Below are 14,923 nucleotides of genomic sequence, written 5' to 3'. Positions count from 1 at the left end.
AGCGCGATTGCGGCGCGACCTGCGCTGCTGATCCGGCCTGCCGCCTGACGCGTCCGATCGAAGGAATGGCGCGCGCGGCTTCGTGCCCCCTCGCGCTTTGGCGCGATCGCCCCTAAATGGGCGGGGTGAACGCTCCACTGTACAACAAGGAAATTCTGCGCCTCGCCGCGTCGATCCCCTATCATGAACGGCTGGAAGCGCCGATGGCCAGCGTCGAGAAACGTTCGCCGATCTGCGGGAGCCGGGTGACGGTCGACGTCAATGTCGATGGCGAGGGTCGGGTTAGCGAGCTTGGCATGCTCGTGCGCGCCTGTGCACTCGGACAGGCGTCCTCGTCGCTACTCGCCGCGAACATTATCGGCCGGACCCCGGAAGAACTTGCCTCAGCGCGCGATTCGCTGACTGACTGGCTGGCGGGTGGGGAAGGGCCGCCCGACTGGCCGGGGCTGGATATTTTCACACCTGCCTTGCCGCACAGCGCCCGCCATGCCTCGATCCGTCTCGCCTTTGAGGCGGCGGCGGAAGCGGCGCAGCAGGCGCGCGGCTGATGGAGGCGCAGGGCGGCATTGCCTCGCTGGTCAGCGAAGGCGCGCTGCTGCTCGGGTTCGCGCTTGCCTTCGTTCTGATATTCCGCCGGTTCGGCCTTGGCGCGACGCTGGGATATCTGGTCGCAGGGGCGCTCGTCGGTCCGCAGGGTCTTGGCATTGTCGGCGGCGCCGAATCGAAAATGGGGATCGCCGAACTTGGCATCACCTTGTTGCTGTTCCTGGTCGGGCTGGAACTGAACCCGTCGCGCCTTTGGCGGATGAAGCATGATATTTTCGGCTTCGGATTGGCGCAGGTAGCCTTGTGCGGGATCGCGCTGCTTGGCGTGGTATGGTTGCCGACCGGGTTTTCGCTTGCCGCCGCGACCGTCCTTGCGCTGCCGCTCGCGCTGTCCTCGACCGCGCAGGTGCTGCCGATGCTCCAGTCGGCGGGCAGGCTGCGCACGCCGTTCGGAGAGCGGGCCTTTTCGATCCTTTTGTTTCAGGATCTGTCGATCGTTCCGCTGATCACCATCACCACCGCATTGTCGCGCAACCCCGCCGATGCCGGTGGTCCGCCGGGATGGGTGCTGACATTATACACGGTGCTCGCGATCGTCGGACTGGTGCTTGCCGGGCGGTTCCTGCTGCGACCGCTCTTCACGCTGATCGGGCGCTGGGGCGAACGCGAAATGTTCGTGTTCGCAGGGCTGTTCACCGTCATCGCGGCGGCGGCGATCATGGATGCGCTTGGGCTTTCCACGGCGCTGGGCGCGTTCATCGCGGGCGTGATGCTTGCCGACAGCCCGTATCGGCACGAACTGGAAGCCGATGTCGAACCGTTCCGGTCGATCCTGCTCGGCCTGTTCTTCGTTTCGGTCGGCATGATGCTGAACCTCCACGCCATCGCCGAACGGCCGGTTTTCGTCGTCGGAATGGCGCTGGCGCTGATCGTGACCAAGGCAGCGGTCATCATGGGAATCGGGCTGGCCGCGCGGATGCGCTGGCGAAGCGCCTTCGCGCTCGGCCTGCTCCTGAGTCAGGGGGGCGAATTCGGCTTCGTCCTCTTCGCACAGGCGCAGCATTCCTATCTGATCGCGTCGTCGGCGGCGAGCGTGTTCGGCGCGGTGGTGACGCTGTCGATGGCGACCACGCCGTTCCTGATGATGATTACCCGCCGGTTCCGTGCAGAGCCTGCTCCCAGCGCCGACGGGCTGGACGAACCGCAGCATGACGGCGCCAGCGCGATCGTGGTCGGCTATGGCCGTTTCGGGCAGACCGCGGCGCAGATGCTGATCGCGCAGGATATCAGCGTCACGCTGGTCGATATCGATCCGGCCATGATCGAGCGTGCGGGGACGTTCGGGGCGAAAGTCTATTATGGCGACGGCACGCGGATCGACCTGCTTCGTCAGGCGGGGGCGGCCGACGCGCAACTCATATTATTCTGTCAGGATGGCGATACGCTGGACAGCGATACGCTGACCAGTATTTGCCAGGCTTTCCCGGATGCGGGGCTTTTCGTTCGCGCCTATGACCGCCGGAGCGTGCTTCGGATGAAGGGCGCGCCGGTCGAGGGCGTGTTTCGCGAAGTGTTCGAATCGGCGATCGCAATGGCTCGCGCGGCGATGGAATGCGTCGGCGTCGATGAAGGCGAACGCGATGAGAGCGAAGCCGAATATCGCAACCGGGATGCGCAGCGAATGGATGCCCAGGCCGAGGCAGGGGATTTGCACGCGGGGCGCGAGGATTTTCTTCCCGCGCTGGAAGCGTTTCGCAGCGGTCGCAGGAACAAAGACGGGGAATGCGGATGAACTGGCTGGTCCTTTTTGCGGCGTTGTCGGGCGCGCTTGCCGTGGGCGCGGGAGCGTTCGGGGCGCATGGCGCTAGCGGCGACGCTGCGGAATGGTTGAAAACCGGCGGTCATTACCAGCTTGTCCATGCGGTTGCCGCGCTGGCGGTGCTCCGGCTGGAGGCGAAGGGGCCCGCGCTCCTGTTTCTGGCAGGCGGCCTGATCTTTGCCGGGTCGCTGTACCTGATGGCGCTTGGCCTGCCGCGCTGGCTGGGCGCGATCACGCCGATCGGCGGGGCGGCATTGATCGCGGGGTGGTTGTGGCTCGCCTGGAGCGCGGTGCGCGGGTAAGCGCGCCCGATCAGCGCATGGTCGCGCCCGCGGGATCGAGCATCATATAGCCGTAGCGATAACCCTCCAGTCGCTTGCCCATGCATTTGACGGTCGGTGTCGGCTTGTCGGGCGCGGGCGCAGTGTCGGTGAAGCGAAAACCGACATTGGGCCAGCCGCTTCCCTGTGGATATAATCGGGCATCGGTGGCGCCGCACGACTGCGCGATCTGGGCAAGGATTTCGGGGGTCAGGTCCTGTTTGTCGTTCGATCGGTCGGCGCAGGCCCCGGCCAGCAGCGCGAGCGTAACCGCGGACGCCCCTCCCAATCCCCTGATCGCCATGACCATTCTCCCCTGCCAGACCTGCGGGATGAATATCATGCTCGTGGGCAGCTATCCAGAAAGGCTTCGACATCGGCAAGATCGACATCGCGGTCGAAATAGGTTTGCCCGATCCCGCGCGCGAGCAGGAAGGGCAGCGTGCCCGCCGCCATTTTCTTGTCATGCCGCATATGATCGACCAGCGTGCGCCCGCTTGCGCTGACGCCCGCAGCCGCCAGTCCGTCGGGAAGGCCCGCCGCGCGCAGATGGGCGGCGACGCGCTTCGCTTCGGCTTCGTCGCAAAGTCCCGCCCGCGCGGAATAGGCGAAGGCGAGCGCCATGCCCGCCGCCACCGCTTCGCCATGGAGCAGCCTCTCAGAAAAGCCGGTGTCCGCTTCCAGGGCATGGCCGAAGGTATGGCCCAGGTTGAGCAGCGCGCGCTTACCGGTGGTTTCGCGTTCATCCTCGGCAACGATGCGCGCTTTCGCCGCGACCGACGCGGCGATGGCGTGTTCGCGCGCGCCCGCGTTCCCCGCCATCAGCACGTCGCAATTCGCTTCGCACCAGTCGAAGAATTCGGGGTCGTCGATCAGGCCGTATTTGACGACCTCCGCATAGCCGGCGCGTATTTCGCGGGGGGGCAGCGTATCCAGTGTCGCCGGGTCGATCAGCACCATGGCGGGCTGGTGAAACGCACCGACCAGATTCTTGCCCGCAGGCGTGTTGATCGCCGTTTTGCCGCCGACCGAACTGTCGACCTGGGCAAGCAGGCTGGTCGGCACCTGAATGAAGTTGCATCCGCGTTTCAGGATCGCCGCGGCAAAGCCGACCAGATCGCCGATCACGCCGCCGCCCAGCGCGATGATATAGTCGCTGCGTTCGACGCCCAGATCGAGCAGTCGATCGGTCAGCGCAATCAACTGGTCCCAGCTTTTGGTAGCTTCCCCCGCGGGCAGTTCGATCGCCTCGCTGGCGATGCCTGCGGCGGCCAGCGATCCGCGAAGCGTGGACAAATGCACCGCGACATTGCGATCGGCGACGATCACGACCGGTCGCTTTCCGACCAGCGGGCCGACCAGATCACCCGCGCGGCCCAGCAATCCCTGTTCGATATGGATGTCGTAGCTGCGCTCGCCCAGCGCGACGGCAAGTGATTTCACGTTTTCAGCACCTTCAATATCGCGTCCACCGTAACTTCGTGCGGGGCATCCCTGCTTTCTATTCGCACCGGGGCAAGCGCATAGACGGGGTTGCGCGTCGCGGCGAGGTCGGTCAGCACCTCCACCGGATCGCGATTGCGCAAAAGCGGTCGGGTGTCGCGCCGCTGGACCCGGTCGGCCAGCACGGCCGGGTCCGCGTCCAGCCAGATGGCATAGGTCTGGCTCAGGATCATCGCGCGGGTTTCGTCCTGCATGAATGCCCCGCCGCCGGTAGCGATCACCTTTGTCGTCCCGTCGATCAGCCGGTGAATCACCCGCCGTTCGCCATCGCGGAAATGCGCTTCGCCGAAGCGATCGAAAATTTCCGGTATGCTTAGCCCCGCCGCCGCCTCTATTTCGGTGTCGGCATCGACGAACGGCAGATTCAGCCGATGCGCCAGCCGCCGCCCGACAGTGGATTTGCCCACGCCCATCAGTCCGACCAGAACGATCGTCCTGCCATCCCATGGGGGAGTGTTGGAGTGGGTTTGTAACATTGCCATGAGGGCTATACAGCGCACCCGCGCTTCGGGCAAAAGGCCGCGCGCATCATTGTCATAAAGCTTTTCTTGGGCGACCAACGCATGTCTCGATCCCTTCTCCTTCTCATCGTCATTCTGGTCATACTGGTCGGCGGGCTGATCCTGCTTTCGTCCAGGGATACCGAAAAACCCGTGACGACCGTCGAAAAGGTGATCCCGCTTGACAATCTCACGAACTAGTACGGCGCTTTGTGCGCTCGCGGCGGTCCTCGCGGTGGCGGGGATGCCGGCGATCGGACAGGACAAGCCCGAATCACTTCTGCCGCCGGGGTTTGGCGATGCGCCGACGCCCAGCCCGACGCCGCGCCCGCGACCGGCCCAGCCAGCAGCGCCGACGCCTGCGCCCGCGCCGACAGCGGCGCCGCAACCCGCGCCCGGCCGTGCGCCGGGCGACCTGCTGCCGCCGGGCGAGGGCGTGCAGCCGGAGCCGACGCCCAGCGCGACGCCGACTCCGATCAGCGCCGATGAACTGCTGAAATACGAACTGCCCGCCTATGCCCGGCGGCCGCTTTCGCGTGCGGGCTTTTTGTCCGCCCGAAACGGCGGACTGCCCGCGACCGCCTATGGCGGCAATGACGGCCGCTATATCGAAGCGCTGATGCGGCGAATCGATACGCCGCTTGCATCGCGCTGGCTGTCGATCGGCTTGCGGCGCACGCTGGCATCGCAGACGGCGGTCCCGTCCAATGTGAACGGCGCGGATTTCGCCGCCGAGCGGGCCTGGCTATTGGTGCGAATGGGCGAAGCATTCGCAGCGCGCGCGGTGGTGCAATCGGTCGATACCGATAATTACACGCCCAAATTGTATCAGGTGGCGATGCAGGCGCATCTTGCCATGGCCGATCCTGCGGGGTTGTGTCCGCTGGTCGGCACGGCGCAGACCGTTTCGGACGAACCAAGCTGGAAACTCGCGGCCGCGATGTGCGCGGGTCTTGCCGGCAAGCCCGACGAAGCGGGCAAAATGATCGATTCGCTGCGCAGGCGCGGCGGCAACAATATCGACATTCTGCTGGCCGAAAAGGTGCTGGGGGAGGGCGCGCAGGGGCGCCGTGCGGTCACCATCGAATGGGATGGCGTCGATCGCCTGACCGCCTGGCGCTATGGGCTGGCCACCGCCACCGGAGCGGACGTGCCGGACCGGTTGTTGCGCGACGCACAGCCACAAGTGCGCTTCTGGCGCGTGCAGGCGCCGATGGTATCACCCGCAGATCGCCTTCCTTATATCGATGAAGCAGCCGCGCGTGGTGTTTTGTCAAGCGCGTCGCTGGTCGATCTGTACGGCCAGATTGATGAAGAGGGCGAAGCGTCCACCGCCGACCGCGCCGTGGCGCACGACCTGCGCGAAGCCTATTCGGCGGCGACCGTCGACGACAGGCTGACCGCCTTGCAACGGTTATGGGACGGCCCCGAAGGCCCGCTGGGCCGCTATGCCCGGCTGGTGCTGACCGCGCGGGCATCGGCGGGGATTCCCGCCTCCGGCCCAAATGCGGCGAAGGCCGACCGGCTGATCGCTTCCATGCTTTCGGCGGGGCTAGATGAAGCGGCGATGCGCTGGATGCCCAATGTCGCGCGCGGCAGCAATGCATGGGCGATGCTGGCGCTTGCCGATCCGTCGCCCAGCCGGATGTTCAACGATTCGGATGTCGATGCCTATCGGGTACGCGGGGCGGAGGGCGATTCGCGCAAGGCGCAGATGCTGGTTGCCGGGCTTGCCGGGCTGGGGCGCTTGTCGGACGGCGATGCGCGTTCCTCCGCACAGGCGGTCGGGCTGGCGCTGCAACCGCAAAATCGCTGGGCAGAGGCGATCGATGCCGCCGGACAGCGCGGCGATCCGGGCATGGTGATGGTGCTGGCCGGCATCGGCATGCAGACACCGTATTGGCAGGGCGTTCCCCCCGAAGCACTGTTTCACATCGTCGCGGCGATGCGCGCCTCCGGGCTTGACGGCTATGCCCGCATGATCGCCGCAGAGGCGATCGCCCGGCTTTGACCGCCAGCGGCGATGGTGCGCTGATCGAGCGCTTTCTGGAAATGATGGCAGCCGAGGCGGGCGCGTCGCGCAACACTATCGCCGCCTATGCCACCGATTTGCGGCTGGCGTCCGACGCGCTGTCGGGTGGCCTTGCCGATGCCGACGAAGCGGCGGTCCAGCGATTGGCGGAAGGGTGGGGCACGCTTGCCCGCTCGACGGTTTCGCGCAAGGCATCGACATTGCGTCGCTTCTTCGCCTTTCTGGCGGAGGAGGGGCATCGCGCCGACGATCCGGGCCGCTTCCTGCCGCGGCCCGGAGCCGCGCGACGATTGCCGAAGGTGCTGTCGACGGGCGATGTCGAAAAGCTGTTCGCCGCGATTGCCGAGCGGCAGGCGCGCATTCCGCCCGATCCACGCGACCTGCGCCTCGCTGCGCTGGTCGAGCTGCTCTACGGATCGGGTCTGCGCGCGAGCGAGCTGGTATCGCTGCCACGCAACGCGATCGCGTCCGATCGGCCTTTCCTGATCCTGTCGGGCAAGGGCGGGCGCGAACGGCTGGTCCCGATTTCGGATCGCGCGCGCGCGGCGGTGGCGATCTGGCGCGACCATGTGCCGCCCACCAGTGCCTTTCTGTTTCCATCGGGGCGCAAGCATCTCACGCGGATTCGGCTGTATCAGTTGATGAAGGCGCTGGCGGCTGAAGCAGGCATTCCCCCCGATCGGGTCAGCCCGCATGTGCTGCGCCACGCCTTTGCCACGCATTTGTTGGAGGGCGGGGCGGATTTGCGCGCGCTGCAGTCGATGCTCGGCCATGCCGATATCGCGACGACCGAAATCTACACCCATGTCGACAGCCGCAGGCTGGTCGATCTGGTCAATCAGCGCCATCCGCTCGTTGACGTTCCGTCACGTCCGTCCTAACCGCCTTGGGATATATGCCTAGCTTCCTGGACTTTGAAAAACCGATCGCCGAGCTTCAGGGCCGGATCGACGAATTGCGCGCCACCGCGACCGAGGGAAATGTCGATATCGACATCGACAGCGAAGTCGCGCGGATTCAGGCGAAATCGGACAAGCTTCTGCGTGAGACCTATGCCCGGCTGACGCCGTGGCAGAAAACACAGGTGGCGCGCCATCCCGAACGGCCGCATTTCAAACATTATGTCGCGGGGCTGATCGACGATTTCGTCGAACTGGCGGGCGACCGCGCCTTTGCCGACGACAGCGCGATTCTGGGCGGTCTTGGCCGGTTTCGCGGGCGCAAGGTCATGGTTATCGGCCATGAAAAGGGCGACGATACCGCCAGCCGCCTCCAGCACAATTTCGGTATGGGCAAGCCGGAGGGCTATCGCAAGGCGATCCGCCTGATGCAGCTTGCCGACCGGTTTGGCATTCCGGTGGTGACGCTGGTCGATACGTCGGGCGCGTTTCCGGGCGTGCAGGCCGAAGAGCGCGGCCAGGCGGAGGCGATCGCGCGCTCTACAGAGGCGTCGCTCAATCTGGGCGTGCCGATGGTTGCGACGATCCTGGGCGAGGGTGGATCGGGCGGCGCGATTGCGCTGGCCAGCGGCAACCGCGTGCTGATGATGGAACACGCGGTCTATTCGGTGATCTCGCCCGAAGGGTGCGCATCGATCCTGTGGCGCACCGCGGACAAGGCGGCCGATGCGGCAGAGGCGATGAAAGTGACGGCGCAGCACCTGAAGGAACTGGGCGTCATCGATGGCATTATCGGCGAACCGCTGGGCGGTGCGCATCGCGATTCGGGCGCCGCGATCAAGGCGCTGGGCGATGCACTGGAAAAATCGCTGAAGCAGCTCGACGGCAAGGATGCCGAAACGCTTCGCCGCGAACGCCGCGCCAAGTTTCTGGCGATGGGGCGCGGCTGAGCGGCTTACGCGCGGTCCGATCATCGCATTGGATTACGAAACGAAAAAGGCGACGGCACTTTCGCGCCGCCGCCCTTTTTTGACAGACTAAATTATTCAGCCTCCGCTGGCGGTGCCGCCAAGCGAGGTGGTGACGTTGTCGAACGTGTCGGTCAGCTGACCGCCCAGACCGCGCATCGCGGCGATCGCGGCGACGGCGATCAGCGCGGCGATCAGGCCGTACTCGATCGCGGTCGCGCCCTTGGAATTGCGAATAAACTTGCGAATGGCCAACATACCGGTCTCCATCGGTTCCGTGTGTTCAATTACCCGGCTATCCGAGCAATCCACCCGGTTAGCCCGGCCGGTGTATCGAATGAGTCTTGAAAAAGGCTTAAACGTCCGCCACCCGCCGTCAGCCCATCGCGTCCACCACCTTGTCATGCACCGTACCCCAAAGGCCGCCAGTGCCGCCGCCAAGGCTGCTGATCGCGCCGATGATCACTATGACGATCAGCGCGACGATCAGGCCATATTCGACCGCGGTGGCGCCCGCCCGGTTGCGCACCAGGGCTTGCGTCGCGTGTAGAATGGCCTCGATCATGCGGAATCCTCCATATCCTTTGCGCCCAATAACAACGGATCCTTAAAAAAATGCTGACCGATCAACGCGCCGCCTCCTCCGCCATGCCGTTTCTGGTCGTTGCCGCGGCGATGGTCGATGCCGATGGCCGGGTGCTGGTGCAGCGACGACCGCCGGGAAAGCCGATGGCGGGGCTGTGGGAATTTCCCGGCGGCAAGCCTGAAGCCGGGGAGATGCCGGAGGCGGCGTTGGTCCGCGAACTGCGCGAGGAATTGGGGATAGAGACCGAGGCATCGTGCCTCGCCCCCGCGACCTTTGCCAGCGAGCCGCTGGGCGAGAAACATCTGCTGCTGTTGCTCTATGTCCTGCGCAAATGGCGCGGCGTGCCGCGCGCGCTTCATGCCAGCGAGCTGCAATGGCTGCCCGCGCCCGCGCTGTTTTCGCTCGACATGCCACCGGCCGACCGGCCGCTGATCGGGATGCTCGACGCGCTGATCTGAACGCCCGCGCTTCAGTCTTTCGGCTTCAACGCTTCGGCGAGCGAGGCGGAGGCGCTGCCGCGCCGCGCGGGTTTGGGCTGCGACGGGTCGGGTGCCCAGCCAGTGACGGTGATAACCTCGAACCGTTCGGTGGTGCGTCCGTCGGCATCGCCAAGCGCGGCGAAGGCCTGCGCCGCTGCTGCCAGCGTGGCGCGCGACAGCGGACTGCGCTGCGTCATCACATTGGTCGCCGCCATGCCGCGCAGATCGCGGAACAGCGAAAAAATGTCGCGATAGCGTACCGACAGGCTTTCGGTATCGGCGACCGGAAGTGCGAACCCCGCGCGGGCGAGCAGGTCGCCCGCCGACTGGACGTCGATTTGCGGATGGATCCGTGCGGCAGGGCGATCGCTTTCTGCCTGGATCAGAACGCGGCGAAGCGTCGCCAGCGTGCCCGCCCCCGTAAATGCGCCAAGGAACAAGCCATCGGGGCGCAGCGCGCGGCGGATCAGCGTCAACGCGCCGGGAAGGTCGTTCACCGTGTCCAGCGTGCCGATCGCCACCACCAGATCGAAAGCGGCGTCGGCAAAAGGAAGGCGATCCTCGTCCGCCTGAACGCCGTGCGCGCCATTCGCGAAGCGATAGCCGGGATCGCAACGGGTGATTCGCACGCTCGGCGGCGGCGAAAAGCTCGCATCCCAGCAGCCAAGGTCAAGAATATCGGAAAAATCGCGCTTTACCGCGCTCAGCCGCTCCTCAATGCCTTCGCGCATGAAATCGTGGAGAAAGCGGAATTCGGAAAAGCCCTGCGCGGCGCGATTCCGGCGCTGGCGGCGGGCAAGGGGTGAAAATATCCGGGGGGCACTCACGCGAAGCGCTTGTGCCGCTTCGTCGCTACGGCGACAAGGGGGCGTGAACCTTGCGGTGCAAACCCTTCGCGAAGCGGTCGCCTTCGCCCTGCCGCCACGCTGCCCGAGCTGCGGCGCGATTACGGAGGCGGATCACCGGCTTTGCGCCGCCTGCTGGTCCGCGCTGGACTTTCCGGGCGAGCCGGCGTGCGCGCGGTGCAACCTGCCGTTCGAATATGATCGCGGGCCGGGCACCGAATGCGCCGCATGCATGGCAGAACCGCCGCTGCATGACGGTATTCATGCCGCGGTCGCCTATGGCGAGGTATCGCGCGCGATCATGCTGAAGCTGAAATATGGCCGGCGCACCGCGCATGCCGAAACCGCCGCCCGGCTGATCGCGCGAACCCTCCCGCGAACCGCCGACCTGATCGTTCCGGTGCCGCTTCATACGTCGCGAATATGGTCGCGAGGCTTCAATCAGGCGGCGCTGATCGCGCAGGGGCTGGCGCGACAATGCGATATTCCGTTCGTCTGCGACGCATTGGTGCGAACGCGGCGCACCCCGGTTCTGCGCGGCATGGGGCCGAAGGCGCGTCACACGGTGCTGGCGGGCGCATTCGCCGTTCATCCGCGCTGGACCGAACGCATTGCCGGAAAGGCGATCCTGCTGGTCGACGATGTCTATACGAGCGGCGCGACGAGCGATGCCTGCATCCGCGTGCTGAAGCGGGCGGGCGCGAAAAACGTCGCCATCGCTGCGTTCGCACGCGTGTTGCCGGAAGAAAGCGGCGATTGACAATCGGGCGGGGGAGCCACACCTGTCACCCATGGCAAAGGTCGAAATCTATACCAAGGCGTTCTGCCCCTTCTGCACTCGCGCGAAAGCGCTGCTGGACGAAAAGGGGGCCGAATATGTCGAATATGACATCACCATGGATCAGGCGAAGCGTGCCGAGATGATCGACCGCGCGAACGGCGGCATGACGGTGCCGCAGATATTCATCGACGATCGGCATATCGGCGGGTCGGACGATCTTGCCGCGCTGGACCGCAAAGGGGGCGTCGACCCGCTGCTCAACGGATGAAGGTCGCGCTGGCGCAGATGACGTCGGGGATCGACCCGGCGGCGAACGCCGATACCATCGTCCGGGCGATTGGCGAGGCCGCAGCTGACGGCGCTGCAATGCTGTTTACCCCCGAAATGACGGGATTGCTCGACAGCGATCGTGACCGCGCTGGGGCGCATATCGCCGGGGAAGGAGAGGATATCGTCCTGTCCGCCGCGTGCCGTGAAGCGCGGCGCCACGGCATCTGGGTCGCGCTGGGTTCGCTGGCGCTGAAGCGTGACGATGGCCGACGCGCCAATCGCAGCTTCGTGATCGACAGCGACGGCAATATTCGCGCGCGCTACGACAAGCTGCATTTGTTCGACGTCGATCTTGCCACTGGGGAACGTTGGCGCGAATCGGCGGTCTATGCCCCTGGCGAACGCGCGGTGGTGGTCGATACACCGCTCGGCTGTCTTGGCCTGTCGATATGTTACGATCTTCGGTTTCCCGACCTGTATCGCGCGTTGAGCGATGCCGGGGCAACGGTGCTTGCCGTGCCGTCGGCGTTCACTCGCCCTACCGGCAAGGCGCATTGGGAAACCCTGCTTCGCGCCCGCGCGATCGAATCGAGCGCGTTCGTGATCGCTGCGGCGCAGACCGGCGAGCATGAAGACGGTCGCGCCACCTGGGGCCATTCGATGGTGGTCGATCCCTGGGGCGAGGTGTTGCTCGACATGGGCGAGCCCGCCGGGATGGGCTTTGCCGAAATCGATCCCGCGCGCATTGCGGAGGTGCGCGGGCAATTACCGTCGTTCGCCAATCGCCGCGCGATTCCGCAGGTGGAGCGCGCGCCATGATCGTATTCGACCTCAAATGCGGCGCGGGCCATGTGTTCGAAAGCTGGTTCGCATCGAGCAGCGCCTATGCCGAGCAAAAGGCCGATGGCCTGATCCGCTGTCCGATCTGCGGCGATGCGAGCGTGGAAAAGGCGCTGATGGCGCCGAACATCGCGACAAAGGGCAATCGCCGGGAACTGACTGCCGCGCAGCCACCGGCGGAAAAAGGCGAAGCCATGCCCGAAGCGGTCAAGCAGGCCATGGCAGCGCTGGCACAGGCGCAGCAAAAGGCGCTGGAGGGATCGCAATGGGTCGGCAGCGCTTTCACCGAACGTGCCCGCGCGATGCACCATGGCGAGGAAGACAGGGCGGCCATCCATGGTGAGGCGACGATCGAGCAGGCGCGCGAATTGCTGGACGATGGGATCGCTGTCGCGCCGCTGCCCTTCCCGGTGGTCCCGCCTTCGGCGCGCAATTGACCGGCGCAGGCGCGCGCACTACCAACCCCGGCTGTGTCCCGGTAGCTCAGGAGGATAGAGCGCCGGATTCCTAATCCGTAGGTCGGGGGTTCGAATCCCTCCCGGGACACCACTGCTCGCCAGATGGTGCGGACGGATGACAAAGGAACCGAAAGATGGTGGACGTATCTAACCAGATGATGAGCGCCGACAGCGGGGATAACGGGCAGGAATCTATCAGCCCCTCGGCGGTCGACGCAGCATTGTCTGCTGCTGGACTCAACGATGCCGAAGCGATTGCACTATTTTCTAGTGCAACGACGGTGATCGACGGTTTACGCCTGATCAACTTGGTACAGCCGCTGACATGGGAAAGCGCGTTCGAACGCCCACTGCATGAACTCGAGACATGGTTTCGGGTCGCATGCGGATCGCGTGTTCCAATCACTGATACGATCGAGGCGGCGCCTTATACGATTGCGACGCAGGCTGATGCCGACGCGCTGGTGGGTAAACGGGTCATTGGTTGGATCGATATCACCGCGTCCGGGATTGAACTTCGCGACTGTGCGGTACTCGGCGCTGCGATCGACCCGGAAGCCTATGTTTACGACGTTGATGCGAATGGATGGCCGTCAGGGCAGACCGCGCAGGACAAGCGTGCGGCGCTGAATGCGATGCATCGTCAGCTCGTCATGGTCGAGGCGGCAGCGAGCAACGCGCATATTCATCATATTCAAATCGATGGAGCAGGCGAACGTGCCTATAGCGGCATCGGTGGCGCATCTTATGCGACTGGCCTTGTGGTCGACCATTGCGACATAGCCGCTTGCGGTGACGATGCCATCAAGGCGCCGATCGGCGCAGTAATCGAACGCAACTATATCCATGACATGCTGGCGTGGGACGCTGCAGCATATGGCCCGTATTATGGCGCACCGAACGACGTCCGCTATCCGCACATGGATGGGATTCAGTTTGTTCGCGGCTACGGCGTGGTCCAAGAAAACTGGCTGGGCATGCCAGCTTCAGCGAATTGCACGAGTGCGGTGATAGTGAGGCCCGATACAGGACAGGCCTCCGATACCGGCGCTTTCCAGCGTAACTATGTCGCGGGATCGAACAACTATCCCATACAGTTCATCACGCAGAATGGGACGCTCACAAATCCCGGCGCGGTTAATACCGGAATCGTGATCGGCGGAAACCGGATCTCGCGCGATTATTCGGGGTATGCCGATCATGGCCCTTATTCGCTGGCCACTCAATATGCCGATACGATCACTCTTGATGGCGATACGTGGGCGGATGACGGTTCGGCTGTCCCGGTTCCTCAACTGCCGCAGCGGTGACGCATATGAAACGTTAGCGGATCGCGGATTGTCGACGGATGTCGATTAAGGCGTGGGTACGGCGATCCAAGCTTCTAAGGCCCGGCCGCGACTAAACTTTCGGGTTAGACCTAGTAGCTTAGGTTGCATATTGGGGTGCATATAAACGAGCTGGTTGGAAAGCTCTTGCAGCGAAAAATATTGATCTAATCCGCTCCCAACACACACACCGTCGCGCCGTTAATTGAGGTTTTCGCCGCTATTCCGCGCGGTTTAGGCGGATGGGGTGGCCGGCGACGATGAATTCGGTGGAGTCGCAGATTTGGGCAAGCCGCTGGTTTAGCATGCCAGCCGCATCCCGGAACCGGCGGGCGAGCGCATTGTCGGGTACGACGCTGAGGCCGACCTCGTTGCTTACCAGAATGAGCCGTGCACAAAGACGGGGCACTGCGGCGACCAGCGCATCGCTTTCGGCGGCGACATCGTGTCCGGCGAGCAGCAGGTTCGACAGCCACAGCGTCAGGCAATCGACCAGCAGCACCCGGCCTGGCGCATCTTCCGAACGGATCGCATCGACGAGCGCGAGCGGCGCTTCGACTGTGTGCCAGCTTGAGTCGCGATCGGCACGGTGTCGGGCGATGCGGTCGCGCATTTCGTCGTCAAAGGCTTGCGCAGTCGCCACGAACACCCTTTCGCCGCCATCGGCCTGTGCGATGCGCTGGGCATGACGGCTCTTGCCGGAGCGCGCGCCGCCAAGGATCAGAAACGTGCTCGGCTGTGTCGTCATC

General features: G+C 64.7%; 20 protein-coding genes and 1 tRNA gene. 14 read left to right on the top strand and 7 right to left on the bottom strand.

Annotation, left to right across the window (positions count from 1 at the left end; translation table 11 throughout):
* The first annotated feature begins 125 nt into the window (after positions 1-125).
* The 3 genes from KY084_RS01865 to KY084_RS01855 are packed head-to-tail and all read left to right on the top strand — an operon-like array spanning position 126 to position 2,667.
* Positions 126-548, top strand: coding sequence for an iron-sulfur cluster assembly scaffold protein (locus KY084_RS01865; protein WP_219236705.1), 423 nt, complete (start codon positions 126-128; stop codon positions 546-548).
* Positions 548-2,338 (top strand): cation:proton antiporter domain-containing protein, encoded by a 1,791-nt coding sequence (locus KY084_RS01860; RefSeq protein ID WP_219236704.1) that lies wholly within the window; start codon positions 548-550, stop codon positions 2,336-2,338. The genes KY084_RS01865 and KY084_RS01860 overlap by 1 nt, the downstream gene beginning before the upstream one ends.
* Positions 2,335-2,667 carry a DUF423 domain-containing protein gene (locus KY084_RS01855; RefSeq protein WP_219236703.1) on the top strand — a complete coding sequence of 111 codons (333 nt, stop codon included), beginning with the start codon at positions 2,335-2,337 and terminating at the stop codon, positions 2,665-2,667. The genes KY084_RS01860 and KY084_RS01855 overlap by 4 nt, the downstream gene beginning before the upstream one ends.
* A gap of 10 nt (positions 2,668-2,677) precedes the next feature.
* Here KY084_RS01855 and KY084_RS01850 read toward each other — a convergent pair whose 3' ends face one another.
* From KY084_RS01850 to KY084_RS01840, 3 genes are read right to left on the bottom strand one after another with little or no spacing between them, the layout of a single operon-like run.
* Positions 2,678-2,989: a hypothetical protein gene (locus KY084_RS01850; protein ID WP_219236702.1), complete on the bottom strand. Its 312-nt coding sequence runs from the start codon at positions 2,987-2,989 to the stop codon at positions 2,678-2,680.
* A gap of 35 nt (positions 2,990-3,024) precedes the next feature.
* Entirely contained in the window at positions 3,025-4,128 is a 1,104-nt protein-coding gene (gene aroB, locus KY084_RS01845; RefSeq protein ID WP_219236701.1) for a 3-dehydroquinate synthase, read from the bottom strand.
* The gene (locus KY084_RS01840) at positions 4,125-4,664 is read right to left on the bottom strand and encodes a shikimate kinase (protein WP_219236790.1); all 540 of its coding nucleotides are present in this window, start codon (positions 4,662-4,664) and stop codon (positions 4,125-4,127) included. The genes aroB and KY084_RS01840 overlap by 4 nt, the downstream gene beginning before the upstream one ends.
* 87 nt (positions 4,665-4,751) lie before the next feature.
* Between KY084_RS01840 and KY084_RS01835 the strand changes: the two genes are divergently transcribed.
* From KY084_RS01835 to KY084_RS01820, 4 genes are read left to right on the top strand one after another with little or no spacing between them, the layout of a single operon-like run.
* Positions 4,752-4,889: a hypothetical protein gene (locus KY084_RS01835; RefSeq protein ID WP_219236700.1), complete on the top strand. Its 138-nt coding sequence runs from the start codon at positions 4,752-4,754 to the stop codon at positions 4,887-4,889.
* 43 nt (positions 4,890-4,932) lie between these two features.
* Complete coding sequence (locus KY084_RS01830; protein ID WP_246586769.1) at positions 4,933-6,699, top strand: hypothetical protein; 1,767 nt, start codon at positions 4,933-4,935, stop codon at positions 6,697-6,699.
* Entirely contained in the window at positions 6,696-7,601 is a 906-nt protein-coding gene (locus tag KY084_RS01825) for a tyrosine-type recombinase/integrase (protein WP_281421868.1), read from the top strand. Before KY084_RS01830 ends, KY084_RS01825 begins: the two co-directional genes overlap by 4 nt.
* 14 nt (positions 7,602-7,615) lie before the next feature.
* The gene (locus KY084_RS01820; RefSeq protein WP_219236698.1) at positions 7,616-8,569 is read left to right on the top strand and encodes an acetyl-CoA carboxylase carboxyltransferase subunit alpha; all 954 of its coding nucleotides are present in this window, start codon (positions 7,616-7,618) and stop codon (positions 8,567-8,569) included.
* Between the two features lie 96 nt (positions 8,570-8,665).
* Here KY084_RS01820 and KY084_RS01815 read toward each other — a convergent pair whose 3' ends face one another.
* Both KY084_RS01815 and KY084_RS01810 read right to left on the bottom strand, forming a co-directional pair.
* Complete coding sequence (locus KY084_RS01815) at positions 8,666-8,845, bottom strand: Flp family type IVb pilin (RefSeq protein ID WP_219236697.1); 180 nt, start codon at positions 8,843-8,845, stop codon at positions 8,666-8,668.
* Between the two features lie 118 nt (positions 8,846-8,963).
* A complete protein-coding gene (locus tag KY084_RS01810) occupies positions 8,964-9,152 on the bottom strand; it encodes a Flp family type IVb pilin (RefSeq protein WP_219236696.1) in 189 nt (62 codons plus the stop codon).
* Between the two features lie 50 nt (positions 9,153-9,202).
* On the opposite strand from KY084_RS01810, the gene KY084_RS01805 reads away from it, so the two are divergent.
* Positions 9,203-9,631 (top strand): (deoxy)nucleoside triphosphate pyrophosphohydrolase, encoded by a 429-nt coding sequence (locus tag KY084_RS01805; RefSeq protein WP_246586768.1) that lies wholly within the window; start codon positions 9,203-9,205, stop codon positions 9,629-9,631.
* Between the two features lie 11 nt (positions 9,632-9,642).
* Here the strand turns inward: KY084_RS01805 and KY084_RS01800 are convergent, their stop codons facing one another.
* Positions 9,643-10,479, bottom strand: coding sequence for a class I SAM-dependent methyltransferase (locus tag KY084_RS01800; RefSeq protein ID WP_343227928.1), 837 nt, complete (start codon positions 10,477-10,479; stop codon positions 9,643-9,645).
* A gap of 55 nt (positions 10,480-10,534) precedes the next feature.
* Between KY084_RS01800 and KY084_RS01795 the strand changes: the two genes are divergently transcribed.
* From KY084_RS01795 to KY084_RS01770, 6 genes are all read left to right on the top strand, one after another.
* Positions 10,535-11,257, top strand: a complete 723-nt coding sequence (locus tag KY084_RS01795) for a double zinc ribbon domain-containing protein (RefSeq protein ID WP_343227927.1) — start codon at positions 10,535-10,537, stop codon at positions 11,255-11,257.
* Positions 11,258-11,288: 31 nt separating this feature from the next.
* Positions 11,289-11,546, top strand: coding sequence for a glutaredoxin 3 (gene grxC, locus KY084_RS01790; RefSeq protein ID WP_219236694.1), 258 nt, complete (start codon positions 11,289-11,291; stop codon positions 11,544-11,546).
* Positions 11,543-12,367 carry a carbon-nitrogen hydrolase family protein gene (locus KY084_RS01785; protein ID WP_219236693.1) on the top strand — a complete coding sequence of 275 codons (825 nt, stop codon included), beginning with the start codon at positions 11,543-11,545 and terminating at the stop codon, positions 12,365-12,367. Before grxC ends, KY084_RS01785 begins: the two co-directional genes overlap by 4 nt.
* Positions 12,364-12,825: a DUF1178 family protein gene (locus KY084_RS01780; RefSeq protein ID WP_219236692.1), complete on the top strand. Its 462-nt coding sequence runs from the start codon at positions 12,364-12,366 to the stop codon at positions 12,823-12,825. The genes KY084_RS01785 and KY084_RS01780 overlap by 4 nt, the downstream gene beginning before the upstream one ends.
* Before the next feature lie 35 nt (positions 12,826-12,860).
* Positions 12,861-12,937: transfer RNA gene (locus tag KY084_RS01775), tRNA-Arg, on the top strand.
* 43 nt (positions 12,938-12,980) lie between these two features.
* Positions 12,981-14,156 (top strand): hypothetical protein, encoded by a 1,176-nt coding sequence (locus KY084_RS01770; protein WP_219236691.1) that lies wholly within the window; start codon positions 12,981-12,983, stop codon positions 14,154-14,156.
* 238 nt (positions 14,157-14,394) lie between these two features.
* On the opposite strand, the gene cobU is transcribed toward KY084_RS01770, so the two are convergent.
* Positions 14,395-14,922: a bifunctional adenosylcobinamide kinase/adenosylcobinamide-phosphate guanylyltransferase gene (gene cobU, locus KY084_RS01765; protein WP_219236786.1), complete on the bottom strand. Its 528-nt coding sequence runs from the start codon at positions 14,920-14,922 to the stop codon at positions 14,395-14,397.
* Between the last annotated feature and the right edge of the window lies 1 nt (position 14,923).

The sequence above is a fragment of the Stakelama flava genome (assembly GCF_019351405.1).
Classification (GTDB): domain Bacteria; phylum Pseudomonadota; class Alphaproteobacteria; order Sphingomonadales; family Sphingomonadaceae; genus Sphingomonas; species Sphingomonas flava_A.
The sequence above is the reverse complement of the archived record's forward strand: the minus strand, read 5'-3'. Positions and strand labels throughout refer to the sequence as shown.